Below are 25,962 nucleotides of genomic sequence, written 5' to 3' on the forward strand. Positions count from 1 at the left end.
GCGGAGAGAAGACGAAGACGGCGGGTTCACGCGACGGCCTGCCACGGCACGGCGACTTCGGCGGGCGTGCTCGATGGGCCCGGCGGATCGACAAACGCCCGGTGCCAGAACTCGAGCGCGAGCAGCGAGAAAATCTCCTTCGCGTAACGTCCCTGACGGCGATGAGCGTCGAGGAGGCGTTCGAGCGCGGGACGGCGAAAGTAGCCGCGCCCGAGCGCTCGGGAGGACAGCAGGGTCTCGCGCACGCCGTCGGCGAGCGGGCCGCGCAGCCACGCATCGTAAGGCACGGGAAATCCCGCCTTCGGGCGGTGGAGGATTTCCGCCGGGAGCACCGGCGCGAAGGCCGCCTTGAGGATGCGCTTGGTTTCCTTCCCCGCGATCTTGAAGGAGGCGGGCAGCGAGGCGGCAAATTCGAGCACGTGATGGTCGAGGAGCGGCACCCGCAATTCGAGCGAGTTGGCCATCGTCATCTTGTCCGCCTTGACCAACAGATCGTCCGGCAGCCAGGTCTTCGTATCGACGTAAAGCATCTGGTCCAGACGGCCGCGGTCGCCCACCGCGGAAAGCAGGTCGCTCACAAACTCGCCCGCGCGTCCGCGCGAGGGAACCGTCAGCAGCTGCCGCTCGCAGCGATTGAAGAACGCCGCGGGCGACGACGTGCGGCTGAAGTAGGAAGCGGCGAGGGGACGGCCGAGAGCGGTGCCGTAGCGGAGGAGCCGGTCGGATCCGAACCATTCGCCCGCGACGGCGGTGAGACTGCCGACGGGCCGGCTGAACGCGTGGAGCCGTTGGGCGAGGTGGGCGAGCCGGAGCTGGTGGCGGTAATTGGGATAGCCGGCAAACGCCTCGTCGCCGCCCTCGCCGGAGAGAAGCACCTTCACGTGTCGGCGCGCGAGCCGGGTAACGTGATACAGCGCGACCGCCGGCGGCTCGCAGACGGGCTCCTCCATGTGGCGGCTGTAGGCCGGGAGAAAGTCCCAGAAGTCCTGCGCCCCGATGGTGAGCTCATGATGGTCGGACCCGAAACGAAGAGCCGCCAGCCGTGCGTAAGGCCTCTCGTCGACAACGCCGTTCCCTTCAAACCCAACGGTGAAGGTCTTGATCGGCCGTGCGCACGACGTGGCGGCAAAACTGAGCACGGCGGAGGAGTCGACGCCTCCGCTCAGGAGCACCCCGACCGGCACGTCGGCGAGCAGGTGGCTGCGCACCGTGTCGCGCAGCAGCGTCTGCAATTCCTCGACCGCGGCCTCGAATCCGAGATGGGCCCGCGCATCGGTGAATCCGAGATCCCAATACGGACGCACCCTGACCTGGCCGGAATCCACGATCAGGACGTGCCCCGGCAGGAGCTTCCGGATCGAACGGAACAGCGTGGCTTCGCCCGGGAGATAGTAGAATGCCAGAAATTGCCGCAGGGCGGCGGAGTCGAGGTCGCGCGGCACCGCGGGATCACCGAGCAAAGCTTTGATTTCCGACGCGAAACAGATCCGGTCGCCGAGCCCGGCGTAGTAGAGCGGCTTGATACCGACGCGGTCCCGCGCGAGCAGCAGCCGGCGCCGCCGAGCGTCCCACAAGGCAAACGCGAACATCCCGTCGAGCCGCTGCACGCAATCGGCGCCGAACTCCTCATAAAGGTGCACGATGACCTCGGTGTCGGAATGGGTGCGGAGCACATGTCCGCGGACGAGCAGTTCCTCGCGCAGCGCGGGGAAGTTGTAGATCTCGCCGTTGAAGACGACGTGGACGGTGCCGTCTTCGTTGGCGAGCGGCTGCGCACCGCCGGCGACGTCGATGATGGACAGCCGGCAGTGCGCGAGGCCCAACGCGCCGTCGAGATGAAAGCCCCGGCCGTCGGGTCCGCGATGGAGGATCGTTCCGACCATCGCCGCGAGCTCGTCGCGGTGGACGCGCGCCGCGGGATCGAAGAGGAGTTTTCCGGCAATGCCGCACATGACGGGAATCGCAGACGAAGGAGGCGGGTTCAGAGCATCCGCAGCCCGGCGCTCCAGCCGAGGATCGCGCGCCATTTGCGCCAGGAGTCGGCGCCGTGCCGGACCACGCGGTCCCCGAAGAGGCGCGCCGGCCCGATGAGCAGCAGTCGCAGGATGGCGGATACGCCCATGGCGACGCGATAACCCGCCGCGGCCGCGCGCCCCTGGTGCAGGCGGATGAAGCGGTGCACGGAGATGCGCATCATCACGATGGAGAAATCCCCCGGCGCCTGCCGGCTGCTGCCGCCGCCCAGGTGGACGAGCGAGGTTTCCGGGGTGTAGTAGACCTTCCAGCCGGCGTCATGCAGCTTGCGGCAGAGGTCGAGGTCCTCGCCATACATGAAATAGCATTCGCTGAAGCCGCCGACGGCGGCGAACGCCTGGCGGGTGACGGCGAGGCACGCGCCCGACAGGGCCGCCGCTTCGGACGGCGCGGACCCGCGCCGATACAGCGGCGCCATGCCCCAGAGCGGAGATTCCGGGAAACGCTCGCGCAGCCAGTGGGCGTCGAGGACCTGGTTGAGCACGGTGGGAAATGCCTGGAGCGCGCTGGTCTGCACACTGCCGTCGGCATTGAGCAGCCGGCAGCCCACGGCGCCGGCGTGCGGCAGGGTGGCGAGACAGTGAAGCAGTTGCGCCGGAGTGTCCTCGTGGAGCACCGTGTCGGGATTGAGAAACAGAAACGCCTCGCCGAGCGCGGAGCGGACGCCGAGATTGTTGGCGCGGGCGAAGCCGACGTTTTCGCGGCTCTGCACGAAGCGCACCCCCGGAAACTCCCGCGCCAGCATCCGGTCGCAGCCGTCGAAGGAGCCGCTGTCGACGACGACGATCTCGACGTCGTCCAGCCGGCAGTGCGCGAAGAGCGAGTGCAGGCACTGGCGCACGCACGCCGCGGTGTTCCAGTTGACGATGATGATGGAGAGATCCATGGCGCGTCACCAGAGGCTGGGGCGGAGCAGAAGCTTGTTGAGCTGCTGGCGGCGCACGTAGCGGACGAGTCCCGGGTCGTTTACCGCGGGGATCTGTTTCAGATAACCGGAACAGTAGCCCCAGCCGAGACCGATGGCGCCGACCAGCCAAGGCCGCTGGAAGCAGCGTTTCGCGCACTTGGCCGCCATGAACAGCGGGTGGTATCCAGAAATATAATTCGCGAGACCGAATTTGACCTGCGTGCGCCAGGTGCCGTCGGCGCGACCGGTGAAACGATGATGGCGGAGCGGAATGTGGCGAAAGGTGCGCGTTTGCCAGCCGAGCATGTTGGCCTTGAGCTCGTCGATCGAGTCCCAGCCCGGAGCATGCAGCAACCCGCCGATCGCCTCCCAGCAGGCGCGACGATAAATCTTGGTCGCGCCGCGAACGTGGAACGCCGGATCGGCTGGCGCTTCCGGGACCAGTTGACCCGCGTCGTCGTGACAGATTTGACCGCCTCCGATGCCGAGCGTCGGAGCGGCGGCGAACTCCGCCAGGCAACGTTCGAAATAGTCGGCGGAGAACGAGAGGTCGGCGTCGAACTTGACAATGAACTCCCACGGCCGCCCGGCCACGAGCGGGTAGCCGTCGTAAAACGCGTCGATCACACCGGTGCCCTGCAATCGACGACCGCGATCGCGCCGGTGCACGGCCACGATCCACGAATGACGCGCGGCGGCCTCGTCGATGAGTGCGCCCGTGGTGTCGGAGGAACCGTCGTCGACGATCACCCAGCCGTCGGGCCGCACGGTTTGCGCGGCCATCGATGCGATCGTGTGGGAAAGGTTCTCGCCCTCGTTGCGGGCGGGCGTGACGACGACGTAGCGGGGAGAAGGCATGGCGCGGGGCGCGGCTAAGCGCGGCCGGTGGCGAGATAACGCGCGGTTTTCGACCACGCCTGCGGCCGGCCCAGCCAGTCGTAGGCGCCTTCGACCTTGGCGAGGAACAGGTCGCGGTCGTCCGCTCCGCTGACCGGCAGCCGCCGCAGGGCGAACCGCTCGGCGTCCGGGTCGGCGCGTCCGATTGCGGTGGTCACGCCGTGGGTGTAGCCGGCGAGATGGAGCGCGAGGGCCATCGACGCCGCGAAGCGACGATCCGCCTGCGGGTAGGCATACGGATGCGAAAAGCCGGAGATGCGGGCGCCGAGCTGCTGTTCGATCGCGGCCTTGGAGGCGTCCATTTCGTGAAGCACCTCGCTCCAGGGCAGCTCGTGCAGGCGCGGATGATTGACCGTGTGGGAGCCGAACTCGAAGCCCGCGCGGTGCAGTTCGCGAACCTCCTCCCAGGTCAGGCACGGATGCGATTGAAAGGAGCGACGCGTGTCGCCGATGAAGGCGGTGGGGAGATACACCGTGGCGCCAAAGCCGTGACGTGCGAGCACCGGCGCGGCCGCGACGGCGAAATCCAGCAAGCCGTCGTCGAAGGTGATCGCGCAGCAGCGATGCGCGTTGTTGGGAGATGGGTCGGCCGTCAGCGCCTCGCTGACTCCGACGCCGCGCCAGCCGGCCTCGGCCAGCCATTGCATATGCTCGGAGAAACGCGCCGCCGACGTGCAGAGCCGTTTGAACGGCGGGATTCCCGGCTCCGGGTCGTCGGCGAGCCGGTGATACATGAGGATCGGCAGGTGCGGATCCGCCGGCCCGGACAGCGAACGCCACGGCCGGACCAGGCGCAGGGTGATCAAGCGGTCAAGGTGCATCGGAGGGCGCGGCGGCACCGGCGAGGCGGTCCACCAGCTGCAGGTATTCGGATTTTCGTGACGCCCAGCCGTGACGCTGCGCGTAGCCGAGGGCGCGTTCGGTCAGCCGTTGCCGCAGGTCGGCGTCCCGCAGCACCTCGACGAGGGCCTGCGCCAGCTCGGCGACATTGCCCGACTCGAAGAAGCGCACGACAGAATCGTCAAAGTAATACTGATCGATCTGGGTGCGCGAAACGACGACCGGCACGCCGAGCGACATGAACTCCATGATCTTGGTGCTGTAGGCTTCATTGCCGAAGGAATCGGCCCGCTTGGGCACGACGCCGACGTCCGCGTTGGCCATGATCGCGGCAATCCGCGTCGCGGACACGGGAGGAAAAAACGACACCCGCCCGTTGAGCCCGATCCGGCCGGCCAGCTCTTTGAGGGCCGGCGCCATGTTGCCGTCGCCGTAGATGTGAAACTCGGCGTGCGGCAGCTCCGCGGCAACGAGCTTGAACGCCTGCAACGCGAGATCGACGCCTTGGTGCCACTGCAATCCGCCGGGAAAAAGCACGATCTGCCGCTCGTCGTGACGGGTGCGCAGGCCGCGGTGGAACGTGGCGTTGTCGACGTGATTGATGAAGACGGAGCATTTTTCGCGGGTGCCGGTGCGCGCGGCGAATTTCTCCAGCCACAGGTGATTCGAGATGATCACGTGATTGGCAAAACGGGCGGCGCGTCGCTCGATCCAGCGCAGGAGGGCAAGCTGGCGGTGCCGCCCCTGCGCCGAGAATTTGCTGCCGTAGAACTCCGGCACGAGGTCGTGAATATCGAGGATCACGGGCGTGCCGGCGAGGCGGGGCAGCCAGGCGGCGAAGACCAGGAAATCGGGCAGGTTGTGGACGTGGACCAGATCGTAGCGCTCGCGCAGATGCCGGCGGCTCAGGTGCCAGGACGACGCGCAGAGGAAGCGCAAGAGCGGCCACGCGTAGGCCAGGCGCGACTGCGTGGATTTTGAGAAACGCGCCTGGATCCGGCAGACGTTCACGCCGCCGACGAGTTCCTGGCGGGGAAGCTCGGGGCTGCGGCGCAGGGCGAGGACGTCGACGGTGTCGCCGCGACGAACCAGAGTTTCGGCGTAACGGATGACCCGGCTGTCGCTTTCGTAGTGCGAGTGCGTGATCATCGCGATCCGGCGCGGCCGGGGCGGCGCAGGGCGAGGCGAAAAATCGCGGACGCAGGCCGCGAGCTGGCGCGGCAGCGGCTGCCAATACCGGCCGGCGTAGCGCTCGCGGACGTGCCGGAGAAGGTCTATATAGTGAGAAACCGGATACGTTCGGGCCGAAGCGGGTTCCTCGGGAAACCGCACGTAGTCGGGGTGCACGTTGAGCAGCGCCATCCCGCCCTTCCGCGCGATCCAGGCGAGCTTGCGGAACCAGAGCTCCGGCGTGCTTTCCCGCAGGACGAGAAACAGGGTGGAGTCCTGCGGCAGCGTGTAGGGCAGCTCGACATAGCCGTCGTCCGGCCCGCCGGCCGGTGCGCGGATCCAGATCGGAAACACCGTCCCAGCGCCGCGGGGCTGGAGCTCGAAGGGGTCCGTGTCGAAGGTGGACGAGTCGTAGGCGATCTCCAGCCGATGCAGCCAGCGCAGGTTCCGCAACATGAAGCCGGCGCGAAAGCCGACGCTGCCCCATTCGCGCAGATACCGGTTGATGCGCGCGGCCTTGCGTTCGAAGCCGCGCGCGGACGCGAACAGGCGGCCGTCGTGCTCGAGATCGTGCACCGCGACCTCGAAGCCCTGCGCGCCGAGCCAGTCGCGCAAACTGGGCGGGACGGAGTAGCCATTTTCGGGGATGAAGTTGAAGGACGAGCGGAAGCCGAGGGCCATCTCGAGCTCGGCCAGACGCTGGCAGCGCGCGAGTCCGGCCGCGCTCTCGACATCGTGCGTGAGCACGAAGGCGAACGGCAGGTGGCCGGGCCAGCCCGGCCAGCCGGTGGGCGGTCGACCCGCGCGCTCGTCGATCGGCCAGTGGGCGGCCGAGCGGGCACGTATCCGACGCGCGGAGACGCGGCGCAGCGCCATCCGGAGCCGCCACGGCAGGATGGGTTTCAGCAGATAATAAAGGCCGGTCTTGCTCGGCATGGGCGCGTCAGGCTTCGAATCCTGAATCCTGCTTCAGCCACGCGGGCAGGTAGGCGCGGGTGCGATTGAGGACGACCGCGACCGGCACCCGCCGCTCCCCGAGGAGCGCGGCGGCGCGCTGCATCACGTCCTGGCCGGTGACCTCGGACTGGACGACGAGGACGAGCATGTCCATGAAGCCGGCGACGCGCGGAGTGATGCTGATCGGGCTGACGGCCGGCAGGTCGAAGATGATGTAGTCGAACTCGCTGGCGCGGAGCTTGGGCGCGAGATGCGCGAAGCGCTGCGGCAGCCGGCGGGAGAGCTGCTCGTGATTCGCGCCTTCGGCGACGACGAAGAGATTGGCCTCCACCTGCGCGGGGTCGCGGCTCTGGGTTTCGAGCACCTGGTCGAGATCGCACATCGCTTTGCCGCGGACGAAATGGCGCGCGGATTCCTGGCCGATGGTCATGTCGACCAGGAGGACGTTGCCCTCGCCGATCTCGGAGAGACTGCGGGCGAGGCCGGCGGCGGTGGTGGAGATCCCCACGCCCTTACCCACGCCCGTGACGGCGACGAGCTTCGGTTTGTGGTCCAGGCCGTTGCTTTCGAAGAAGCCGATCAGCCGGTCGCGCAGCGTCTCGTGAAACGGACGGAGAAACTCCGATGCCGTGCCGTCGCGAAGCGCGACGAGTGCCGGCGCGCGGGAGCGGCCAGGACGGCGCGCGTCTGGAATGGACAGGAGGATGGGGGGACGCAGCAGCCGCTCGATATCGGCGGGATGCTTGACGGTGCGGTCGAGGTAGAGTTCGGCGACGAAGGCCCAGCCGAGACCCACGAGGATCCCGCCGCCGCCGAGCACGAGCATGATCTTTTGAAGACCGGAGGTATCGCGGATGGCCGGCGAGGGCGTCTGGATCTGGCTGATATTGGAGACGCGTCCGGCGCCGAACGCCTCGTCAACCCGCGCCTGCTCGAGTGTCGAGGCGTAGTAACGGTAATTCGTCTCGGCGAGGTCCTTCTTGCGACGCAGTTCGGCGATGGCGGGCTCGAGGTCGTCGACGCCGGCGGCTTCGGCGCGCAGCGCGTTCATCTGCGTGTTCAGGAGTTTCAGCTTCGACTCAAGGGCGGCGACGCGGATCGACTGGGTCTCGAGATCGGTCTCAGCGCTCGCCGGGGCGCCGGCGACGGACGGCGGGAGAGCGAGCTTGCTGCGGGTGAACTGCGGGTAGGTGGCCTCGAGTTCGGCGCGGCTCTTCTCGACGGCGGCGATCTGTGTGCGCACGTCTTTGACACGGGCATTTTCGTCGCGGAACTGCGTGAGCAGGTCCTGCTCCATCCGGTGGAGGGCCTCGAGGCGAAGGACGAGGCTGCGGTATTCCTCGACGCGCTCGGTGGGAGCGACGGTTTCGTTGACGGTGGGCGTCGGCGCCGCGGCCGGCGTGGGCGAACGCTTCCGGAGCTCCTCCAGGATCGCGGTGCGTTCGGCGAGTTCGGCCTGCGTGGCGAAGATCTGCTGTCGCAACGACGCGATCTGTTCGGTGTAGGTGCGCTTGGCGTCTTCGAGGGAGAGCACGCCGGCCTTGTTACGCGAGCGGCGGAGATCCTCCTCGGTCTGGGCGAGCTGGGCGCGGAGCTGGTCGGTTTCGCGGGTGAGAAATTCGTCGACGGTGCCGGAGGCGCGATGGATTTCGACGTGGAGACGAAGATAGTGGTCGATCACCTCGCGCAGCACGCGCGGGGCGACCTGTGGATCGCGGTGGCGGTAAGCGAGGCGGATGACACTGCTGCGCGGCGGACTTTCGACAAGGAGGTCGCGGCGGATGGTTGCCGCGGCGCGGTTGAGCTCGTTGCCGGGCGGCGCGTCGCCGAGGATGGTGCGCGGCCCCACGGCTTCGGCGACCTGGCGGGCGAGGTCCCAGCTCGTGATGATCTCCATTTCCGAATCGAGGATGGTTTCGCCGCGCTGGTCGGGCGACTTGGCGGTGGCCAGCCCGGCCGCCGGCGCGGGCGCCTTCGTCTCGGCGACGTAGCGGATGAACAGCTTGGCCTCCGATTGATACGGCGGCGGCAGCAGCAGGCGGGCGGCGACCGCAAGAGCGATCCCGATGAACGAGCACGTGAGAATGCCGGTCTTGTGGCGGAACAGGACCAGGTAGATGTCGCTCAGCGACCAACCGGGGCCGTCGGTACGATCGAGTGGCGGGGTCACGGCAAAATGAAGCGGAGGCAGCCGTCAAGCGGCGTGCCGGTAGAGAGTCGCGCCCACCCAGCGGGCGAGTGAAAGAGGAAGCACCTGGACGAAGCGGCGGGTCCAGTCCGTGGAAGGCAACCGGCCGGTGAGGAAGCGGCCGGAGCGGGGATCGAGACGAAAGTAGTCGATGCGGCGTTCCTCGGGATTCCAGCCGAGCTTGAACTGGCGGAGACCCTCGTGGCCGGTCGCGGTCCGACCGAGATCGAGCGACGCGAAGCCATGCTCCGCATACCACTCGAGGGCGCGCCAGAGCACGAGGTGGTTGGCGCGAACCGGACGGGCCGCCGGCAGCGAGGCGCTGTACTTATAAAGAGCGTGACGGCCGAAATGGAGAAAGAGCGCGCCCGCGACCGGCCGACCCTCGTGCCGCGCGAGGACGACCCAACCCTGATGGCGCGCGAGCAGGTGCTGGTGCAGTCCGTCGAAGAAACGGAACGGCTGGGGCGGCACGCCGTGGCGGCGCCGGGTGACGCCGTGGAGCTCGTAGAAGCTTCGGACGGACGCGAGGCTTTGGGAGAACTCGATGGAAACTCCGCTGCGTTCCGCGCGGCGGACGGCGCGGCGGGTGCGCTCGCGACACGCCGCGAACAGTGCGGCCGGCGGCTGCTGGAGATCGATGCGATGGCCGTGGTAGCGGCAATACGGGACGGCGGTCGGGGCGAGTCCGCACGCACTGCGCAGCTCGAGATAGCGCCAGCGGCGGGCGCGTCCCTCGGCGATCGCCGCCGCCAGCAGATTTTCAGGCGTCGCGTCTCCGTTGCAGCTCGCGACACAAGTGTCGCTGAACGGGAGCGACACTCCGCGTCGGCCGCTGAGCCAGGAGTCGACCTCCATCAACGGCAAGGCCCCGACGAGATTTCCTGCGACGGTGGCGGTGGTGAGATAGAAAGGCCGGCAGCCATAGGCGTGGTGCAAGACGGCGGCCCAGCCCGCGGTGTGGAAGCAGGTCGCGTCGGGCAGGCCGGCGACACGGCGGTCCCAGCCCGCCGCGGTGAGCGGGTTTTCGCGCTGGACGGGAGCGGCCGGCATCGCAGCGGGTGGGCAGCGCGAAGGAAGGTGTCAGAGGGAATGGCTGAGCTCGGCCTGGGACGACTGCTGCTCGAGCGCGTCGCGCAGTTCGGCGGCGACGCCGGCCACCTGGTCGAAGGTGAGCTGGGCGTACATCGGGAGCGAAAGCACCTCGCCGGCCCACTCCTCCGCGACGGGAAAGGAGCCGGGCTTGTAACCAAGCGATTGATACGCCTCCTGCAGGTGCACGGGCTTCGGGTAATGGATGCCGGTGGCGATGCCGCGCTGCGCGAGCACGTTGGCGAGATGGTCGCGGCCGCGCACGCGCACGGCGTAAAGGTGGAACACGTGCAGCTGCCCCGGAGCGGTGACGGGTGTGACGATGTTGGGGCAGCCGGCCAGCCCGGTTTCGTAGGCGCGAGCGAGTTCGCGGCGCATGGCATTGTCGCGTTCGAGCGTGCGCAGCTTGATGCGGAGGCAGGCGGCCTGGATGCCGTCCATGCGCGCGTTCCAGCCGATGCGGGTGTGATGGTATCGGCGCTCCTGACCGTGATCGCGTAGTACGAAGATGCGTTGGGCGAGCGCCTGATCGTCGGTCACGACCGCCCCCGCCTCGCCGAGCGCGCCGAGGTTCTTGCCCGGATAAAAACTGAAGCAGCCGAGGTCGCCGATCGAGCCTGCTCGGCGGCCCTTGTATTCGGCGCCGTGCGCCTGGCAGGCATCCTCGACCACCCGCAGGCCGTGTCGCCGGGCGATTTCCATGATGGCGTCCATGTCCGCCATCTGCCCGTAAAGGTGCACGGGAATGATCGCGCGGGTCCGGGGCGTGATGGCGCTCTCGAGCAGCGCGGGATTCATGGTGTAGGTGACCGGATCGATGTCGACGAACACCGGCCGGGCGCCGGTGTAACTGATCGCTTCCGCCGTCGCCATGAAGGTGGCGGGAACGGTGATGACCTCATCGCCCGGACCGATGCCGAGCGCGAGCAGGGAAAGCCAGAGGGCGTCGGTGCCGCTGCCCACCCCGGCGGCGTAGCGGCTGTGGCAGAAGGCGGCGAAATCGCGTTCGAACTGCGCGACGAACGGGCCGCCGGCGAACGCGCTGCTGTCGATCACCTCGCCGATGGCGGCGAGGAACTGTTCGCGGAGCGGGCGGTGCAGCGCGTTCAGGTCAAGAAACGGGACATTGACGGATTTCATGGGAGTTGAGCGGACGAAGCGGATTCAGCGGTCTCGGAGCGGTGCGGCGGGAGCGGCCGGGCGGGATTGCCGGCGACGACCGTGTCGGGCGGCACGTCGTGAGTGACGACGGCGCCGGCGCCGACGAGCGCGCGTTCGCCGATGGTGATGCCGCCCCGGAGCGTGGCGCCGGATCCGATCGAGGCCCCGCGCTTCACGACGGTGGGAATGCACTGCCAGTCGCGCTCGTCCTGCAGCGCACCGTCGCCGTTGGTCGCGCGGGGACGGAGATCGTTGATGAACGTGACGCCGTGGCCGATGAACACCTCGTCTTCGATGGTGACGCCCTCGCAGACGAACGTGTGACTCGAGATCTTGCAGCGGCGGCCGATGCGCACGCCCTTCTGAATCTCGACAAACGTGCCGATGCGCGTCTCGTCGCCGATCTCACAGCCGTAGAGATTGACGAAACCGTAGCAGCGGACGCCGCGCCCGAGCTTCACGTCGGGCGCGATCAACTGGGTGGCGGCGAGGTTCATTTCGCGGCGTGCGGACGAGCCTCGGGCGATTTCGGGCGGATGCCGTTGCCGTTGCTTGAAGCCGCGGCGGCCGTCGCACGGGCGGAACGGTAGCCGGAGCTGAACGAGAAGGGCGGCGCGGAGCGTCCGGGCAGCGGCGCCGGCCCGAGTTCGATCGGCGCGCCGCTGGCCTTCAACGAGGCGGTGGAGGCTTCGAGGATGCGCACGATCTCCATGCCGGACACGCCCGAGGTGAGCGGGACGGCGCCGGTGGCGATGCAGTCGAGGAAGTGACGGCACTCGGTGCGCAGCGGCTCGTCCTGTTTCACATAGGGCGAATAGGTGTCGCCGTAGTGATACGCGTAATGGAACTCCGCGAACGTGTCGTAGTGCGGCGGGCGTTCCACGCGGACGTCGAAGATTTTCACCTTCTCCTGCGTGGCGATGTCGTCGTAAACGATCATGCGCTTGCTGCCGACGATGGTCATCTCCCGGATTTTCCGCGGATCGTGCCAGCTGCTGTGGATGATCGCGGAGCGTTCCTTCGCGAAGTGCAGGGTCATCGCGGTCACGTCCTCGATGCCCTGCGTGATGAGGGCGGCGCCGCGACAGTTCACGCTGTGCGGCAGCTCCTGCATGATGTGCAGGATGATCGAGATATCGTGCGGTGCGAGGTCCCAGGCGACGTTGATGTCCTTCTGAAAGAGCCCGAGGTTGAGCCGGCGCGCGGAAATGTAGCGGAGGTCGCCGATGTCGTGGTTGTCGACGATCTCCTTGATCTTCCGGACGGCGGCCGAGTACAGGAACGTGTGTCCCACCATGAGGACGAGTCCCCGGGCGGCGGCGAGAGCATTGAGTTCCTCACACTGGGCGATCGATGCCGCCATCGGCTTCTCGATCAGCACGTGCTTGCCCGCGAGGAGCGCAGCCTTGGCCATCGGAAAGTGAAACCGGACCGGGGTGGCGATCGCGATCGCATCCAGGTCGCTGCGGCGGACGAGCGCGTCGAACTGCGCGACCCCTTCGACCTCAGGATACAGCTCGTGCATGTGCGCCAGGCGTTCCGGGCTGGCATCGCACACGGCGCGCACACGACATTCGTCCAGCGCGTGAAAGTTGCGGATCAGGTTGGGGCCCCAATAGCCACAGCCGACGACGGCGACGTTGATTCTTTTTTTCATGGGACCGGAATGGAAGGCGGACGATGCGGAGTGGAGGGAATGGGCCGCGGCACGGCCACGGCGCGGGAAGCGGGCGCATCGCGGGAGTCGACGCCGAGGACGGCGATCCGGGCGCGGCGGCGAACGCGAAGCGCCTCGAGCACCTGCCCGAGGAGCACCGGCGCGGTGCGGGCGAGGATCCACAGGTCGCCGCGCAGCGACAGCCGTTCGCGGTAGGCGAGATCGAGCTGGATCATCTTTTCGAACGTGGTCCGGTTTTTACCGGAAACCTGCCAGAGCCCGGTCAGGCCGGGCATGGCCGCAAAGCGCCGCCGTTGTGCGGCGTCGAAATGCTCCAGTTCGTACGGGAGGCACGGACGCGGGCCCACGAGACTCATCTCGCTGCGCAGCACGTTCAGGATCTGCGGCAGCTCGTCCAGACCCGAGGCCCGCAGCAGCCAGCCGCCGGGAAACAGACGCGGATCGCGGCGGCCGTCGAGCTTCTGCATCGGCGTCCCCGAGCGGAACAAGGCGGCCACGTGGGCGCGGTGCGAGTCGGTCTCCGCGCCCAGGTGCATGGTGCGAAATTTCAGCAACCGGAAGACGCGGCCATCGAGGCCGATCCGCTCCTGCTCGAAGAAGATCGGTCCGCGGGAAAACAGCAGCACGAGGAACCAGACCAGGAGCACGCACACTCCCAGCAGCGGCAGCGCGACGAGGACGCCCGCGAGATCGAGCGTGCGCTTCCAGCGGGGAAGCGCCGCGGCGGCGGAGATCGGCAGAACGGACATGGCAGGCACCCCGGCCGGGTCCGGCGGGGTGAAACGGAGCGAACGGCGGCGCCGCCGTATTCACTCCACGGTGACGGACTTGGCGAGGTTGCGGGGCTTGTCGACGTCGCAGGCGCGCTCGAGGGCGATGTAATACGCCAGGAGCTGCACGGGGACGGTGGCCACGATCGGCAGGACGGCCTCGTGGCAGGGCGGGAGGAAAATCGTCTCGTCGGCGAGCCCGTCGGGCAGTTCGGTGCCCTCGGTCACGATCGCGATCACCGGCCCGCGGCGGGCCTTGATCTCCTGCATCGACGACAGGACCTTCGGGAACATCTCGCCGGCCGGGGCGAAGATGACGGATGGACAGTGTTCGCTGACGAGGGCGATGGGGCCGTGTTTCATTTCCGCCGCAGGGTAACCTTCGGCGTGCAGGTAGGAGACCTCCTTGAGCTTGAGCGCGCCCTCGAGCGCGATCGGAAAGAGCGAAAGCCGGCCGAGGAAAAGCATGTCGCTCGCGTTCGCAAAACGCTGCGCGATGTCGCGCACGCGCGGGGCCTGGGCGAGGACGCGGCGGACGAGGTCCGGCGCGGTCTTGAGCGCCGTCACGTAGGCGAGTCCGTCGCTGAAACTCATGTCGCGCAGACGGGCAACATAGAGCGCGATCAGCGCGCCGAGGAGCAGTTGCGAAGTGAACGCCTTCGTCGAAGCGACGCCGATTTCCGGTCCGACGTGCTGGTAGATGCCGCCGTCGGTCTCGCGGGCGATGGTGGAGCCGACGACGTTGCTGATGGCGAGCACGCGATGACCCTTGCGCCGGGCCTCGCGCAAGGCGGCGAGCGTGTCGATCGTTTCACCCGACTGGCTGATCACGAACATCAGCGTGTTGGCCTGCAGCGGGGCGTTGCGGTAGCGGAACTCCGAGGCGTAATCGACTTCGCAGGGGATCCGCGCGAAGCGTTCGATCAGATGTTCGGCGACCAGGCACGCATGCCACGCGGTGCCGCAGGCGCAGAAATGAAAGCGTTCGATCCCGCGGAGCTCCGCCGCGGTGACGTTGAGTCCGCCGAACTTCGCGGTGCTTCCGTCCTCCGCGATGCGGCCGCGCATCGTGTTTTCGAGCGCGGTTGGCTGCTCGAAGATCTCCTTCAACATGAAGTGCGGGTGCCCGCCGAGCTCCACGCTGTCGACCGACCAGTCGATCGTGGACAGCGCCGGCTCGACGCTCGCGAGGTCGAACGTCCGGATCGCGAACGAGTCCGGCGTGAGCAGCGCGATCTCGCCATCCTTCAGGTAAACGACGTTCTGCGTGCGCCCGAGAAAGGCTGCGACGTCGGAGGCGACGATGTACTCGCCGTCGCCCAGCCCGAGCACCAGCGGCGAGGCCTTGCGCGCGGCCACGATGTTGCCGGGGTGATCGACCGAAAGCAGCGCGATGCCATAGGTGCCCTCGACATCGGCCAGGGCGCCACGCACTGCGGCGAGCAGCCGGCTGCCGTTGAGCGAGGCGTCCGCGTGCGCGTAATGGTAGGCGATCAGGTTGCAGAACACCTCGCTGTCAGTTTCGGAACGCGAAACATAGCCGCGCTCGGCGAGGAAGCGGCGCAAGGGGAGAAAGTTTTCAATGACGCCATTGTGGATCAGCGCGAACTTCCCGTCGCTGCTCAGGTGCGGGTGCGCATTGGCGTCGCTGACGCGTCCGTGCGTCGCCCAGCGCGTGTGGCCGATGCCGCACGTTCCTTTCAGCGCCTGCGGCAGGACGAGCCGCGACAGCGCCTCGACCCGCCCCGCACGTTTGGCGAGGGAGAGTCCGTGCGACTCGACCGTGCAGAGGCCGGCCGAGTCGTAGCCTCGATACTCGAGCCGCTTCAAGCCCTCGAGCAGGATCGGGACGGCAGGCTGCCGTCCGACGTAGCCGATGATGCCGCACATGGCGGAGGGAGGCGCGACAACGGTCGCTATTTCCGCGGACGAAGGAAGCGCAGGGCGCCGAGCAGCAACGCGACGCCGAGCAGGAGCAGGGCGGCGGTGCTCGCGCCATCGGGCAGTCGAAGGACCGCACCGAGGACAGGGCAGGAATCGAGCGAGGCCGGCACGCCGGCGAGGTGGTTGAAACCGGAGAACAGGTTCATGGCGATGGGCGGGTTGGATTGAGGCGAAGCGAAACGAGGAGGTGCCGTCAGGCCGGCACGAGTTGATCCCGGTGCACGGACATGCGCGCGCCGTGCTGCAGCAGCGTGAGGAGGATTTCGACGCGATCCGCGTCGTCGCGCGCGTGGAGGATAATCGCGGTCAGGCCCCGCAGCGGACCCTGGGCAATTTCCACGCGGTCGCCCGCCTGCAGGCTGCGCTGCACCTGCGCGGCCGCGAGGGCGTCGCCGGCCCACTCGCGCAACTCCGCGACCAAGGCATCCGCGACGACGGCCGGGCGTCCGCCGAATTGTACGATATCGTCGATGTCCGGAGCGTAGCGGACCGCGCGAAAGGAGATGCCGGGATCGAAACGACAGAAAACGTAGCGCGGAAAAAGCGGCCCGACGACGCGACGTCGTACCCGGCGAATCGTGCGATACTCCTGCAGCAGGGGGCAGTAGGTTTCCAGCTGCAGGTTCGTGCGAAGATAGGTCACGATCTGCGACTCCTTCTTCGGTTTGGTGTGGAGGCAGAACCAGTTCATCGGAGGCGGGGGTGGTGGAAAGGCCTGGTTGAAAAAGCTGCCGCCATCGCGGTGCATGCCCGAGGGGCAAGTACATCACTTAGGTGCGAAGCAAGGAAGCGAGCCACCTACGACGACAACGGCCGGAAGGCGGCGACGATCAGGGCGGGCAAGAGGGAGCTGAACCGCTAAGGCAGGACGAACAGGAGCAGGAAAATCACTGCGACCGCGGCGTGGCGCGAACTCGATCCGGAAAGCAAAGCGCGCAGAGGCGGTGGCGGCCCGCGTCGGCTGCATTGACATGAACGCACGCGAACGACGGAGCCTTTGTCGCAAGGTACGAACGCTGGCAGATAAACCTTACGTCGGACATGGACGTCAGCTTATCCGACGGCTACGTCGCGATCAATTGGGTAGATTTTACGGCCAGAATAGGCCGTTTCCCTAGGGTCTTGCGGCGCCGACCGCGGGGGCGGACGAGGTGCGCGGGGTCAACTGAGGATTTTGAGAGATCCGCACTAAAGGGATGCTTTAGGCGCATCGCTTTTGTCGGCGAATTTGCCAGCGCTGCGGAGGGCGAAAAACCGCGCAGGCGCGACGACGTCAATTCGAGTGCCTGGACTCGTTCTCGACCCACTGCACGGCGGTGCGGATGAGCGCCGTCGAGCTGGTGATCGCGAGCTTGCGCTTGATGTTGGCGCGATGCACGTCGACGGTCTTGCGACTGAGGCGGAGCAGTTCCGCGACTTCGCGCGCGTCGCGTCCCTCGCCGAGGAGACGGAAAATTTCGAACTCGCGGTCGCTGAGACGGCCTACGATCGATTTGTGATTGCGTGGCGCGGGGCCGGCGAGTCCGCGCAGCATCCGTCCCGACTGGCTGGGACTGAGAAAGACGCCGCCCGCGAGGACCAATCGGATGGCGCCGAGAATCGCGTCGCTGCCCGCGTTCTTCATGATGAAGCCGCTCGCGCCGGCGCGCAGCGCGCGCTCGGCATAGTGCTCCTCCTCGCGCATGGTGAGCACGAGAATCTTGAGCTGGGGATCGAAGGCCCAGACGTCCTTGATGAACTCGACGCCGGCTCGGCCAGGCATGGAAAAATCCGTCATCAGGAGGTCGGGGCGCGCGCGGGGCAGCGCGCCCATCGCTTCGGCGGCATCGGCCGCTTGCGCGCACACCTGCATGTCGGGTTGCGAGTCGATCAGCTGCGCCAGACCGGAACGGACGATCGGATGATCGTCGACCACCATCACGCGCGCCGGGGCCTTCGCGGCGCCGGGCGGGGGGCCGCCGGATTCCGGCGGCGGAGTATTGACCGGGTTCATACGCTGCCTTCGTCGGGCGAAGTTGTGCCGGGGTGAAACGTGCAGACGACTTCGGTGCCGCCGCCGTCGCGGCGGCCCACGCGCAGTGTGCCGTTGATGGCCGCTGCGCGGTATTGCATGATGCGCAGTCCGATTCCCGGACGCTGCCGCGGGTGCTCCGGGACGCCAATGCCATCGTCCTCGATCCGCAGTTCCACCTCGCCGTCCCGCGCGGCGAGACGCAGTTCAATTCGGCGTGCCTGCCCGTGATGGACGGCATTGTTGATGGATTCCTGCGCGATGCGATACAGATGCGTGCCCGCCACGGGATCCTCGAGGACGACCGGAGGATCGCAGTGGAAACGACAGGGTCGACGGTAGACGCGCGCGGTGTTGGCGGCCAGTTCGCGCAGCGCAGACACGAGCGTGTCGCGCCCGCGGGCGACCGGCACCAAGCCCCGGGCGAGCGCCCGCGCGTGATCGATGCAGTGCCGCAGTTGGACCGCGAGCTGCTCGAGCCGCGCCTCGCCGGCCGGCGTGACCGCCTGACGGTCGCGCGAAAGCGTCATGCACGTGAACTCCAGTCCCGAAAGCTGCTGGCAAAGGTCGTCGTGCAGATCGTTGCCGAACCGGCGCTGCTCGTTTTCCACCGCCCGCAGGATCCTGCGCTCGAGGTCGACCCGCTGGGTGACGTCCCGCACGAACCAACGCGAATAGAGGAGGAGATCGTCGCGCCAGAAACCGTTTCCGTCGGCCAGCGCGTGGACGCGGCCGCCGTCGCGGGTCCGCAGGTGAACGCGGACGTTGTGCACCGTTCGATGGGCGGCAATCTCCTGCAGCAGCGGCTGCGCGATGTCCGGCTGAACGAACCAGTCGCTGAAACGTCCGCCGAGCAATTCGGCTTCCGGCCGGCCCAGCATCGCGCCTTGGGCGCGATTGACGCGGATCACGCCGCCGGCGGGGTCGACCCAGGCCAGTCCGAGGGGAGCGTCGTCGAAAAAATCGGTGAGCGCCTGCTCCCGCTCGCGCAGAGATACCTCCATCTGCAATTGCGCCGTGACGTCGTGACAGAGGCAGACGAGGCCCGTGAGCTTTTGCGTCGCGTCGCGGATCGGCGTCACCGACGACGACACAACGAGGCGGTGACCACGCTGGTGGCGCCGCGCGGCATGGAACGGCGGCACGGGCGACCCGGCCTGAATGCGCTCCACCATTTCGCGCCACGAGTCGCGATCCTCCGGGAAAAGCAGAACGCTCATCGGGCGTCCGACGATTTCCGACGCGGCGTAGCCGTAGAGTTGTTCGGCGCCGTGATTCCAGGACTCGATGCGTCCATCGAGGTCGATGCTGACGATCGCGTGCGTCGACGACGCTTCGATCGCCGCCAGCCGCGCTCGCAACTGCTGCATGACCTGCTCCGGAGCCGACCGCTCTCTCACCACCACCGTGCAACGGCGACGATCGCCGAGCGTCGCGCACGCGATGGTCGCCTCGATCGGAAACTCCGCCCCGTCGATCCGCCGGCCGATTTTGGCGTCGAGCCGAACCGCCGTCGGGCCGCTCTGTCGCCGCAGATCCTCGAGTTGCGCGCGAAGCGCCGTGCGGAAGCGGACGGGCAGCAAGGTTTCCAGACGATGTCCGATGAGGCGTCCGGCTTCGCCGCCGAACATCCGCTCGGCCGCCGGATTCACGAGCTCGATCCGGCGGCGGTCGTCGAGCGAGAGGATCGCGTCGCCCACCGAGCCGGCGATCCGCGCAAACAATGCCTGCGTCTCGCGCAACTGTTCCGTCGCACGGACGGACCCGGAGATGTCGTGCACAGCGCACAGGCCGCTGACGCGGCCACCCGCGCGGACGGGCAGGCGCACGCCATCGACGGCGATCGTGTCAGCCCGGGGCCGGCCCGCCCGGGAGGCGAGGGCGAGTTCGCACGTGCGCGGAGCGCGCGCGCCGAAGAGCTGCCGGCGAAAGGCGTAAAGCGCGTCCTGGGATCCCGCGGCGACGAATTCCGCGAGCCGGCGCCGTTGAATCGAAGTTTCGGATACACCGAGCAGTCGGGCGGCGGACGGGTTCGCCCGCAGGATCCGGCCCTCTTCGTCGAGGATCAGGTAACCCAGCGGACTGAATCGGAAGAGTTCCCCGAAGCGGTCGCCCGAGGGGATCGGGGAGCCGGGCCGACCGGACTTGTGCGAGGCCGGCGGCCGCTGCGGCGATTTCCGTGGGCCGCACCCCGTGCCCGCCACGCGCGGAGCGTCGCCGGCTGGCGTCATGGATTTCGCGTGGGGCATAACGACGCGGAAGGGGGACCTGTAGGCAAATCACTCAGCCGGTGCCGGCAGCGCAAGGACGAACACCGATGGTGGCGCGGTATCGGCGAAACGCCGATGGAGCGGCGCGCTCTCTCTCCCGCCTCGCCCGCGCGGCGGCAGTGAGTGGAGGCGGCCCGATCATCCGTCGATTATTTACGATCTTCGTCCGCGAGCTACGCATCCGCTGCCGAAGAGCACGCAGTATTTGCAAGTCATGCACCCCAAGCGGGCGGGTGCGTCGGCCGCGCGCTTAACGTCCGCGCGCGACCGCGCGTTCGCGCAGTGCCTCGTAGATCGGCAGGTTGCCCATCATCTCGGCGACGCCGTAAGCGGCCATGCAGCTGACGAGGAGGGGGAGCATGAAACCGTAAACGCCGGTCAGTTCGATCATCAGCACGATGCCGGTGAGCGGCGCGCGGACGACGGCGGTGAACATGGCCCCCATGCCGAGGACGCAAAACACCGCCGGAGTCAGCGACGGTGCCGACGCGACCGTGTGCACTCCGACGCCGAAACACAGCCCGCCGAGTGCACCCAGCACAAGCAACGGAGCAAAAATACCGCCGGCGGCGCCCGAACCGTAGCTCAGCATCGTCAACGAAAAGCGGGCGACGATGAACAGCGGCAGCACGGAAAACGCGAGCGCGCCCGACAACGCGAGTTGCACGAGCCCGCCGCCCGATCCGGCGAGTCCCGGCACCGCCCACCCGACCAGCCCCACCAAGCCGCCGATCGCCGCGCCGATCAGCAGCGGCGACCAGCGCGTGAAGCGATCACGCAGATCGAGGCTCGCGAGCAGGCAGCGGTTGAACAGCACGCCAAAGCCACCCATCACCACGCCCAGCAGCGCGGCCCAAGGGAGCGAGGCGACTCCCGGAGCCGGAACTCCGCCGACGTGAAAGACCGGCATCTCGTTCAGCAGGAGGCGCGCGACCACGTCGCCCGAAACCGATGCGAGAAACGCCGCCACAAACAGCACCGGGGTGAAATTGCCGTGCAGCTCCTCGAGCACGAAGACCAACCCCGACAGCGGCGCGTTGAATGCGGCCGCGAGTCCCGCTCCCGCACCGGCGCTGATCAGCGCGCGTCGTTCGCCTTCGCCGGCCTTCACGCGCAGTAATTCCGAGACCATTGCGCCGACGCCGCTGCCCATCTGCACCGTGGGGCCTTCGCGACCGAGCGCGAGTCCGCCACCGATGCCGAGCACGCCGCCGATGAACTTCACCGGCAGGAGGCGTTTCCACTCCGGCGCCATTTCGCGCGCGAGCACGAGTTTCACTTGAGGAATGCCGCTGCCGCCGGCATGCGGCGCGAAACGACGCACGAGCCAAACCGCCAGACTGCCGCCCACGACTCCCAACGCGACCGCCAGCGCCAGGCCACGCCAGTCGTCAAAGCGCGAAACCAAGGCCGTCCGACCATGCTCGGCGGTTTCCAGCGCGAGGCGAAACCCACCTCCGAGAATCCCCGCGACGACGCCGACGACGATCGCCTTGAAGACAATGTGGCGCCGCCGCACCTCCGTGGTGCTGAGCGCGGTGTCGTTCGAAGCAGACTGCATCCGACCAGCGAACGTCCTTCCGTCGCAGTGACACAAGGGCGAATTTACGCGTTTCGTCCGCGGTCAACCGTGGCGCGAGAACCAGTAAACGATCGCCGCCATCGCCACGAGAAACACCACCACGCCGACGACCACACCAAGATTCACCTTGGTGGTGCGACGCTTGATATCGACCTCCGGCAGGCCGCTGCTTTCCTTGTCGATCGCCATGCCGCGAAAGACCGATGCGCCCGGGCGCAGTTCCGCCCGGCGCGAGCGCGGCCGGCGCTGCGGGCAATCGTCCGGTGCGCCCGTGCGGATTTTTCCCGCGAGCGGATGGGGCGCCGGCCGCGTGGCGCCTCCGCGCGCCCGGGCCTATCGTGCGCCATGGATCCGCTTTTCATCATCGTGCCGATTCTGTTGGCCATCCCGGCGCTCTACCTGCTGTTTCGCCGCCCGATCAAGCGCCAGGGCGGCGACCTGCGACCGGACGCCACGGAGCGGCGCGAGCTCACCGGCGAGGAGCAGTGGCAAAGCCGTCACAACCCGCCCGACCGCTGAGACCCCGTGGGCCGCCTGTTCAAGCGGTATCGCGGGCGGCGAAGGTTTTTGCCACGCACTCCGCGAGCAGGCGCCGCGTGGCGGGCAACGCCTCCCGCAGCGGCAGATCGGCGGGCGTGATCGCGTGTGGCCGCAGCGAATCCGGCAGACCCGGCCCGAGTTGTCCGGCAAACACCTCGACGCGCTTGCCGAGTGCCGCGGCCCGCAACGCGAGCGAACCGGGGCCCTTGCCTTCCAGCGATGTCGTGTCGAAACGGCCTTCTCCGGTGAGGAGAATGTCCACGGCGGCGAGCCGGGCCTCCAATTCGCACCACGCGGAGAGCAATTCGAAACCGCTGACCAGGTGGGCGCCGAGAGCGGTGACGAGCCCGAAGGCGATACCTCCGGCTGCACCCCCGCCGGGCGTGGCGCTCGCGTCGGCGCCCCGCGCGAAGGCGCGCAGCCGGCCCGCCATGCGCCGCATTTCTGCTTCGAGGCGCTCGGCATCGTCTGGCCGGAGGCCTTTCTGCGGACCGTAAACCAGGGTGGCACCGCGCGGGCCGAGCAGCGGATTCGAAACGTCGCAGGCGATCCGGACCGGCGGCAGCGCGGCGAGCTGTCCTTTGATTTCGGATACGCGGGGCCATGCGGCGGGAACGGGCGGCGCGACGGCTTGGCCGTTCGCGTCGAGAAAACGGGCGCCGAGCGCGGCGAGGGCGCCCGCGCCGGCATCGTTCGTCGCGCTGCCGCCGACGCCGAGCACGATTGCCGCCGCGCCGGCGTCGCGCGCGACGAGCAGCAGTTCGCCGGTGCCCGCCGACGTGGTTTGCCAGGGATCGCGTTGCTCGGGACGGAGGAGCGCGAGTCCGCTCGCGGCGGCCATTTCGACCAGCGCCACCGGCGCTGAGGCGTCGAGGGAAGTCGGGAGCGCCAGGAGGTAGCGGGCCGCCGGCGGGAGGTGCGCGAGCGGGACCAATCCGATCTTCGCCTCGACCGGAGCTCCGCGCGGGCCGGTCACGACGGCGCGGCGTTCCTCTCCGCCGAGCGCCGAGGTGAGCACTTCGACGAAACCTTCGCCGCCATCGGTGAGTGGACAAACCTCTGTTTCGATCTCGGGCCGCACCGAGGCCAACGTCTCACGGACCACGGCGCAGGCGTCGCGCGCGGACAGGGCATCCTTGAACTTGTCGAAAGCGATCAGCGCGCGCATCGCCGCGATGCTCACGGTCGCCCCGGCGGACTTGCAACCCGTTACATCTGTGCGCCGCGACGAAAATGGCCTTGGCGGGAGGGTGACGAGCGTGGATTTTCCCTGCTTCCACGATGACTCCCCACCGCTTCTCGATTTTTCTTCGCTTCGGTTTCCTCGTTTCGTTGCTCGGGTTGACGGGCCCGGCCTCCGCCGCGCCGGCCCTGGTCGTCGTGATCAGCATCGATCAGTTCCGGGGCGACTATCTGGAGCGTTTTCATCGTCATTTCGGACCGGACGGTTTCAACCTGCTGCTGGAGCGTGGCGCGAACTTCGTCGACTGCCATTACCGGCATGCGCACACGAAAACGGCCCCCGGTCACGCGGTGATTCTCAGTGGCGTGCACGCCGACGTGCACGGCATCATCGCCAACGACTGGATCGATCGTGAAACATTCGCCTGGACCTCGTGCGTCGAAGATCCGTCGGCTGCGATCGTCGGCCTCCCGCCGCGCACCGGACCGCTTTTGCCAGGAATGGGGAATCCGCAGAAAGGTCGCTCGCCGCGCAATTTCCTGGCCGTGACGGTGGGCGACGAATTGAAGCTGAACCGCGGCGGCCGTCCGAAGGTGATCGGAATTTCACGGAAGGATCGGTCCGCGATCCTGATGGCCGGCAAGACGGCCGACGCCGCCTATTTCATGGATGGCGCCAGGATGGTGACTTCGACGTATTACATGAGCGAGCTGCCCGAATGGGTGCGGGCGTGGAATGCGGAGGAGAAGGTCGACGCTTATTTCGGCCGGGTGTGGGAACGCTTCCTGCCCGAATCTGCTTACGCGATCCAGGGCCCCGACGACATGCCCGGCGAGGACACGACGGCGGGGCGTTTGGGCAACACCCTGCCGAAAAAAGTGACCGGCGGCGACGCGAAGCCCGGCCCCCAGTTCTACAGCGCGTTCGAAAACACGCCCTTCGGCAACGAGGTGCTCGAGGACTTTGCGGAGGCCGCGGTGTTGAACGAACAACTGGGCCGGCACGCCGGCGTCACCGACCTGCTGTGCCTCAGCTTTTCGGCGAACGATTCCATCGGGCATCTGTATGGTCCCGACAGTCACGAGGTCATGGACAACGTGGTGCGGATGGACCGGACGCTCGCGAAATTTTTCGCCTTTCTGGACAAGCACGTGGAGTTGAAAAACTGCCTGATCGTGCTCACGGCCGATCACGGCGCGGCGCCGATGCCCGAGCGCGTCAAGGCCGCGAGTCCGCACCTGGTCGCTGGCCGCATCGACAGCAAGGTGCTGCAAGCGACGGGCGAGGCGGCGTTGAATCGCGCGTTCGGGCCGCTCGCTGACGGAGGCAACTGGCTCGTGCGCGACGATTCCTGGTTCCTGCTGCACCCGGCCGCGTTGAAGGAGAAAAAGGTCGACGCGGCGGCCGCGCAGGCGGTCGTGCGCGACGCGTTGCTCACTCTCGATTTCGTCGCCACCGCCTTCACGCGCGCGCAGCTCGAGAAAGGAGAGGTGCAGGACGAACTGGGCCGCGCAACGCTGCTGAGCTTCAACCGCGCCCGCAGCGGCGACGTGTATTTCATCGCCAAACCCTATTTCGTGTCGCGCAAGACCGGCACGAATCACGGCTTGCCGTACAATTACGATACGCACGTGCCGCTGCTGTGGTTCGGCGCGGGGGTGCGGCCCGGCGTGCGTGTGGAGCGCGTCGGCGTCGACGACATTGCGCCGACGCTGGCGCGTCTGCTTGGGTTGCCCGCTCCGCCGCAGAGTCGCGGCCGCGTGTTGTTCTGAAGCCGGACTTGGACAAACGATGGCGGTGACGAAAACGGTGAACCGCCGAGGTTGACGGGGCGACAGCCGGCGGGTGCAAGCAGGCTTGCCCGAAGAAAGCGCGGTGTTAGCTGTGGTGCATATGTTGCCCGCGAATATCGTTCAAAACATGGAGAAAGCTGGTGTCGTCGCCGTGCTGACGGTCGACGATGCGCAAGACGCCGTGCCGGTCGCGCGCGCGCTGCATGCCGGTGGGGTGTCGGTCATTGAGCTGACCTTCCGCACGGCGGCGGCCCAGGAATCGATCCGCCGGATCCGTGCCGAAGTGCCGGAGGTGGTGGTCGGCGCGGGCACGCTGTTGAACCGCGCGCAGGTGGCGGATGCGTTGAAGGCCGGTGCATTCTTCGGTGTCGCGCCGGGATGCAATCCCGCCACGCTTCAGGCCGCGAAGGAGATCGGGCTGCCCTTTGCGCCGGGGGTGATGACGCCGAGCGACGTCGAGATTGCGCTGACGCACGATTGCCGTGTACTGAAGTTTTTCCCCGCGGAAACGTCGGGCGGATTGAATCACCTCAAGACGATGTCGGCGCCGTTCAATCATCTCGGCGTTCGCTATCTTCCGCTCGGTGGCGTGAGCGCGGCGAATTTGAAGGATTATCTTTCTTCGCCGCTCGTGCTCGGCGTGGGCGGTTCGTGGCTCGCGCCGGTGGACCTGATTCGCAAGAAGGATTGGGCGGCGATCCAGCAACGCGCCACGGAAGCGTCGCAGATCGTGCGCGCGGTGCGGCCGTAAGAGTGCGAGCGACCGCGCCGGAGCTTGGGCGCGGTTTTGTACAGGGCGCTTCGCCCGGGGCTCGATTTGTAGGGCGGGGTCGGGAGACCCCGCCCTGTACCTTGCATCCAACCACGAACATCGGGCGTTCGGCGGGCGTGTCGCGGGGATGCTTGAGGATTGCGCGGTCCGACCGCGATTCCCATAAACCCGCC

At 67.6% G+C, this 25,962-nt stretch carries 22 protein-coding genes; 3 read left to right on the plus strand and 19 right to left on the minus strand.

Annotated elements, in window-relative coordinates; translation table 11 throughout:
- Positions 1-26: 26 nt before the first annotated feature.
- From asnB to AC6RV7_RS14330, 18 genes are all read right to left on the minus strand, one after another.
- Positions 27-1,952 carry an asparagine synthase (glutamine-hydrolyzing) gene (gene asnB, locus AC6RV7_RS14245; protein ID WP_500094677.1) on the minus strand — a complete coding sequence of 642 codons (1,926 nt, stop codon included), beginning with the start codon at positions 1,950-1,952 and terminating at the stop codon, positions 27-29.
- A gap of 29 nt (positions 1,953-1,981) precedes the next feature.
- Entirely contained in the window at positions 1,982-2,920 is a 939-nt protein-coding gene (locus AC6RV7_RS14250) for a glycosyltransferase family 2 protein (RefSeq protein WP_500094678.1), read from the minus strand.
- A 6-nt stretch (positions 2,921-2,926) separates the two neighbouring features.
- Positions 2,927-3,799: a glycosyltransferase family 2 protein gene (locus AC6RV7_RS14255; RefSeq protein WP_500094679.1), complete on the minus strand. Its 873-nt coding sequence runs from the start codon at positions 3,797-3,799 to the stop codon at positions 2,927-2,929.
- Between the two features lie 14 nt (positions 3,800-3,813).
- Positions 3,814-4,659 carry a polysaccharide deacetylase family protein gene (locus AC6RV7_RS14260; RefSeq protein WP_500094680.1) on the minus strand — a complete coding sequence of 282 codons (846 nt, stop codon included), beginning with the start codon at positions 4,657-4,659 and terminating at the stop codon, positions 3,814-3,816.
- Positions 4,649-6,784: a glycosyltransferase gene (locus AC6RV7_RS14265; protein ID WP_500094681.1), complete on the minus strand. Its 2,136-nt coding sequence runs from the start codon at positions 6,782-6,784 to the stop codon at positions 4,649-4,651. The genes AC6RV7_RS14260 and AC6RV7_RS14265 overlap by 11 nt, the downstream gene beginning before the upstream one ends.
- Positions 6,785-6,791: 7 nt before the next feature.
- Positions 6,792-8,975 carry a GumC family protein gene (locus AC6RV7_RS14270; RefSeq protein ID WP_500094682.1) on the minus strand — a complete coding sequence of 728 codons (2,184 nt, stop codon included), beginning with the start codon at positions 8,973-8,975 and terminating at the stop codon, positions 6,792-6,794.
- 24 nt (positions 8,976-8,999) lie between these two features.
- On the minus strand, positions 9,000-10,046 hold the full coding sequence (locus tag AC6RV7_RS14275) for a lipid II:glycine glycyltransferase FemX (RefSeq protein ID WP_500094683.1): 1,047 nt from the start codon (positions 10,044-10,046) through the stop codon (positions 9,000-9,002).
- 30 nt (positions 10,047-10,076) lie between these two features.
- A complete protein-coding gene (locus AC6RV7_RS14280; RefSeq protein WP_500094684.1) occupies positions 10,077-11,225 on the minus strand; it encodes a DegT/DnrJ/EryC1/StrS family aminotransferase in 1,149 nt (382 codons plus the stop codon).
- Positions 11,222-11,743 carry an acyltransferase gene (locus AC6RV7_RS14285; RefSeq protein ID WP_500094685.1) on the minus strand — a complete coding sequence of 174 codons (522 nt, stop codon included), beginning with the start codon at positions 11,741-11,743 and terminating at the stop codon, positions 11,222-11,224. The genes AC6RV7_RS14280 and AC6RV7_RS14285 overlap by 4 nt, the downstream gene beginning before the upstream one ends.
- Positions 11,740-12,903 (minus strand): Gfo/Idh/MocA family protein, encoded by a 1,164-nt coding sequence (locus AC6RV7_RS14290; protein ID WP_500094686.1) that lies wholly within the window; start codon positions 12,901-12,903, stop codon positions 11,740-11,742. Before AC6RV7_RS14290 ends, AC6RV7_RS14285 begins: the two co-directional genes overlap by 4 nt.
- Positions 12,900-13,673: a sugar transferase gene (locus AC6RV7_RS14295; protein WP_500094687.1), complete on the minus strand. Its 774-nt coding sequence runs from the start codon at positions 13,671-13,673 to the stop codon at positions 12,900-12,902. Before AC6RV7_RS14295 ends, AC6RV7_RS14290 begins: the two co-directional genes overlap by 4 nt.
- Before the next feature lie 60 nt (positions 13,674-13,733).
- Positions 13,734-15,584: a glutamine--fructose-6-phosphate transaminase (isomerizing) gene (glmS, locus tag AC6RV7_RS14300; RefSeq protein WP_500094688.1), complete on the minus strand. Its 1,851-nt coding sequence runs from the start codon at positions 15,582-15,584 to the stop codon at positions 13,734-13,736.
- 26 nt (positions 15,585-15,610) lie between these two features.
- Complete coding sequence (locus AC6RV7_RS14305) at positions 15,611-15,784, minus strand: hypothetical protein (RefSeq protein ID WP_500094689.1); 174 nt, start codon at positions 15,782-15,784, stop codon at positions 15,611-15,613.
- Positions 15,785-15,831: 47 nt separating this feature from the next.
- Positions 15,832-16,329 (minus strand): transcription termination/antitermination protein NusG, encoded by a 498-nt coding sequence (nusG, locus tag AC6RV7_RS14310; RefSeq protein WP_500094690.1) that lies wholly within the window; start codon positions 16,327-16,329, stop codon positions 15,832-15,834.
- 582 nt (positions 16,330-16,911) lie between these two features.
- Positions 16,912-17,631, minus strand: coding sequence for a response regulator (locus AC6RV7_RS14315; RefSeq protein ID WP_500094691.1), 720 nt, complete (start codon positions 17,629-17,631; stop codon positions 16,912-16,914).
- Entirely contained in the window at positions 17,628-19,880 is a 2,253-nt protein-coding gene (locus AC6RV7_RS14320) for a PAS domain-containing sensor histidine kinase (RefSeq protein ID WP_500094692.1), read from the minus strand. The genes AC6RV7_RS14315 and AC6RV7_RS14320 overlap by 4 nt, the downstream gene beginning before the upstream one ends.
- Positions 19,881-20,169: 289 nt before the next feature.
- A complete protein-coding gene (gene clcA / locus AC6RV7_RS14325) occupies positions 20,170-21,480 on the minus strand; it encodes a H(+)/Cl(-) exchange transporter ClcA (RefSeq protein ID WP_500094693.1) in 1,311 nt (436 codons plus the stop codon).
- Positions 21,481-21,543: 63 nt separating this feature from the next.
- The gene (locus AC6RV7_RS14330) at positions 21,544-21,690 is read right to left on the minus strand and encodes a hypothetical protein (RefSeq protein ID WP_500094694.1); all 147 of its coding nucleotides are present in this window, start codon (positions 21,688-21,690) and stop codon (positions 21,544-21,546) included.
- A 156-nt stretch (positions 21,691-21,846) separates the two neighbouring features.
- On the opposite strand from AC6RV7_RS14330, the gene AC6RV7_RS14335 reads away from it, so the two are divergent.
- A complete protein-coding gene (locus AC6RV7_RS14335) occupies positions 21,847-22,020 on the plus strand; it encodes a hypothetical protein (protein ID WP_500094695.1) in 174 nt (57 codons plus the stop codon).
- A 19-nt stretch (positions 22,021-22,039) separates the two neighbouring features.
- Here AC6RV7_RS14335 and AC6RV7_RS14340 read toward each other — a convergent pair whose 3' ends face one another.
- Positions 22,040-23,209: a glycerate kinase family protein gene (locus AC6RV7_RS14340; protein WP_500094696.1), complete on the minus strand. Its 1,170-nt coding sequence runs from the start codon at positions 23,207-23,209 to the stop codon at positions 22,040-22,042.
- Positions 23,210-23,322: 113 nt separating this feature from the next.
- Between AC6RV7_RS14340 and AC6RV7_RS14345 the strand changes: the two genes are divergently transcribed.
- Together AC6RV7_RS14345 and eda are read left to right on the plus strand one after the other, a co-directional pair.
- On the plus strand, positions 23,323-24,996 hold the full coding sequence (locus AC6RV7_RS14345) for an alkaline phosphatase family protein (RefSeq protein WP_500094697.1): 1,674 nt from the start codon (positions 23,323-23,325) through the stop codon (positions 24,994-24,996).
- A gap of 148 nt (positions 24,997-25,144) precedes the next feature.
- A complete protein-coding gene (gene eda / locus AC6RV7_RS14350; protein ID WP_500094698.1) occupies positions 25,145-25,768 on the plus strand; it encodes a bifunctional 4-hydroxy-2-oxoglutarate aldolase/2-dehydro-3-deoxy-phosphogluconate aldolase in 624 nt (207 codons plus the stop codon).
- The last annotated feature ends 194 nt before the right edge of the window (positions 25,769-25,962 follow it).

The organism is Opitutus sp. sgz309028, assembly GCF_059821195.1.

Excerpts from the sequence above, each read along its gene's own strand:
- asnB (WP_500094677.1), bottom strand. The coding sequence starts at position 1,952 with ATGTGCGGCATTGCCGGAAAACTCCTCTTCGATCCCGCGGCGCGCGTC.
- AC6RV7_RS14250 (WP_500094678.1), bottom strand. The coding sequence starts at position 2,920 with ATGGATCTCTCCATCATCATCGTCAACTGGAACACCGCGGCGTGCGTG.
- AC6RV7_RS14255 (WP_500094679.1), bottom strand. The coding sequence starts at position 3,799 with ATGCCTTCTCCCCGCTACGTCGTCGTCACGCCCGCCCGCAACGAGGGC.
- AC6RV7_RS14260 (WP_500094680.1), bottom strand. The coding sequence starts at position 4,659 with ATGCACCTTGACCGCTTGATCACCCTGCGCCTGGTCCGGCCGTGGCGT.
- AC6RV7_RS14265 (WP_500094681.1), bottom strand. The coding sequence starts at position 6,784 with ATGCCGAGCAAGACCGGCCTTTATTATCTGCTGAAACCCATCCTGCCG.
- AC6RV7_RS14275 (WP_500094683.1), bottom strand. The coding sequence starts at position 10,046 with ATGCCGGCCGCTCCCGTCCAGCGCGAAAACCCGCTCACCGCGGCGGGC.
- AC6RV7_RS14280 (WP_500094684.1), bottom strand. The coding sequence starts at position 11,225 with ATGAAATCCGTCAATGTCCCGTTTCTTGACCTGAACGCGCTGCACCGC.
- AC6RV7_RS14285 (WP_500094685.1), bottom strand. The coding sequence starts at position 11,743 with ATGAACCTCGCCGCCACCCAGTTGATCGCGCCCGACGTGAAGCTCGGG.
- AC6RV7_RS14290 (WP_500094686.1), bottom strand. The coding sequence starts at position 12,903 with ATGAAAAAAAGAATCAACGTCGCCGTCGTCGGCTGTGGCTATTGGGGC.
- AC6RV7_RS14295 (WP_500094687.1), bottom strand. The coding sequence starts at position 13,673 with ATGTCCGTTCTGCCGATCTCCGCCGCCGCGGCGCTTCCCCGCTGGAAG.
- glmS (WP_500094688.1), bottom strand. The coding sequence starts at position 15,584 with ATGTGCGGCATCATCGGCTACGTCGGACGGCAGCCTGCCGTCCCGATC.
- AC6RV7_RS14305 (WP_500094689.1), bottom strand. The coding sequence starts at position 15,784 with ATGAACCTGTTCTCCGGTTTCAACCACCTCGCCGGCGTGCCGGCCTCG.
- nusG (WP_500094690.1), bottom strand. The coding sequence starts at position 16,329 with ATGAACTGGTTCTGCCTCCACACCAAACCGAAGAAGGAGTCGCAGATC.
- AC6RV7_RS14315 (WP_500094691.1), bottom strand. The coding sequence starts at position 17,631 with ATGAACCCGGTCAATACTCCGCCGCCGGAATCCGGCGGCCCCCCGCCC.
- AC6RV7_RS14320 (WP_500094692.1), bottom strand. The coding sequence starts at position 19,880 with ATGACGCCAGCCGGCGACGCTCCGCGCGTGGCGGGCACGGGGTGCGGC.
- clcA (WP_500094693.1), bottom strand. The coding sequence starts at position 21,480 with ATGCAGTCTGCTTCGAACGACACCGCGCTCAGCACCACGGAGGTGCGG.
- AC6RV7_RS14330 (WP_500094694.1), bottom strand. The coding sequence starts at position 21,690 with ATGGCGATCGACAAGGAAAGCAGCGGCCTGCCGGAGGTCGATATCAAG.
- AC6RV7_RS14335 (WP_500094695.1), top strand. The coding sequence starts at position 21,847 with ATGGATCCGCTTTTCATCATCGTGCCGATTCTGTTGGCCATCCCGGCG.
- AC6RV7_RS14340 (WP_500094696.1), bottom strand. The coding sequence starts at position 23,209 with ATGCGCGCGCTGATCGCTTTCGACAAGTTCAAGGATGCCCTGTCCGCG.
- AC6RV7_RS14345 (WP_500094697.1), top strand. The coding sequence starts at position 23,323 with ATGACTCCCCACCGCTTCTCGATTTTTCTTCGCTTCGGTTTCCTCGTT.
- eda (WP_500094698.1), top strand. The coding sequence starts at position 25,145 with ATGGAGAAAGCTGGTGTCGTCGCCGTGCTGACGGTCGACGATGCGCAA.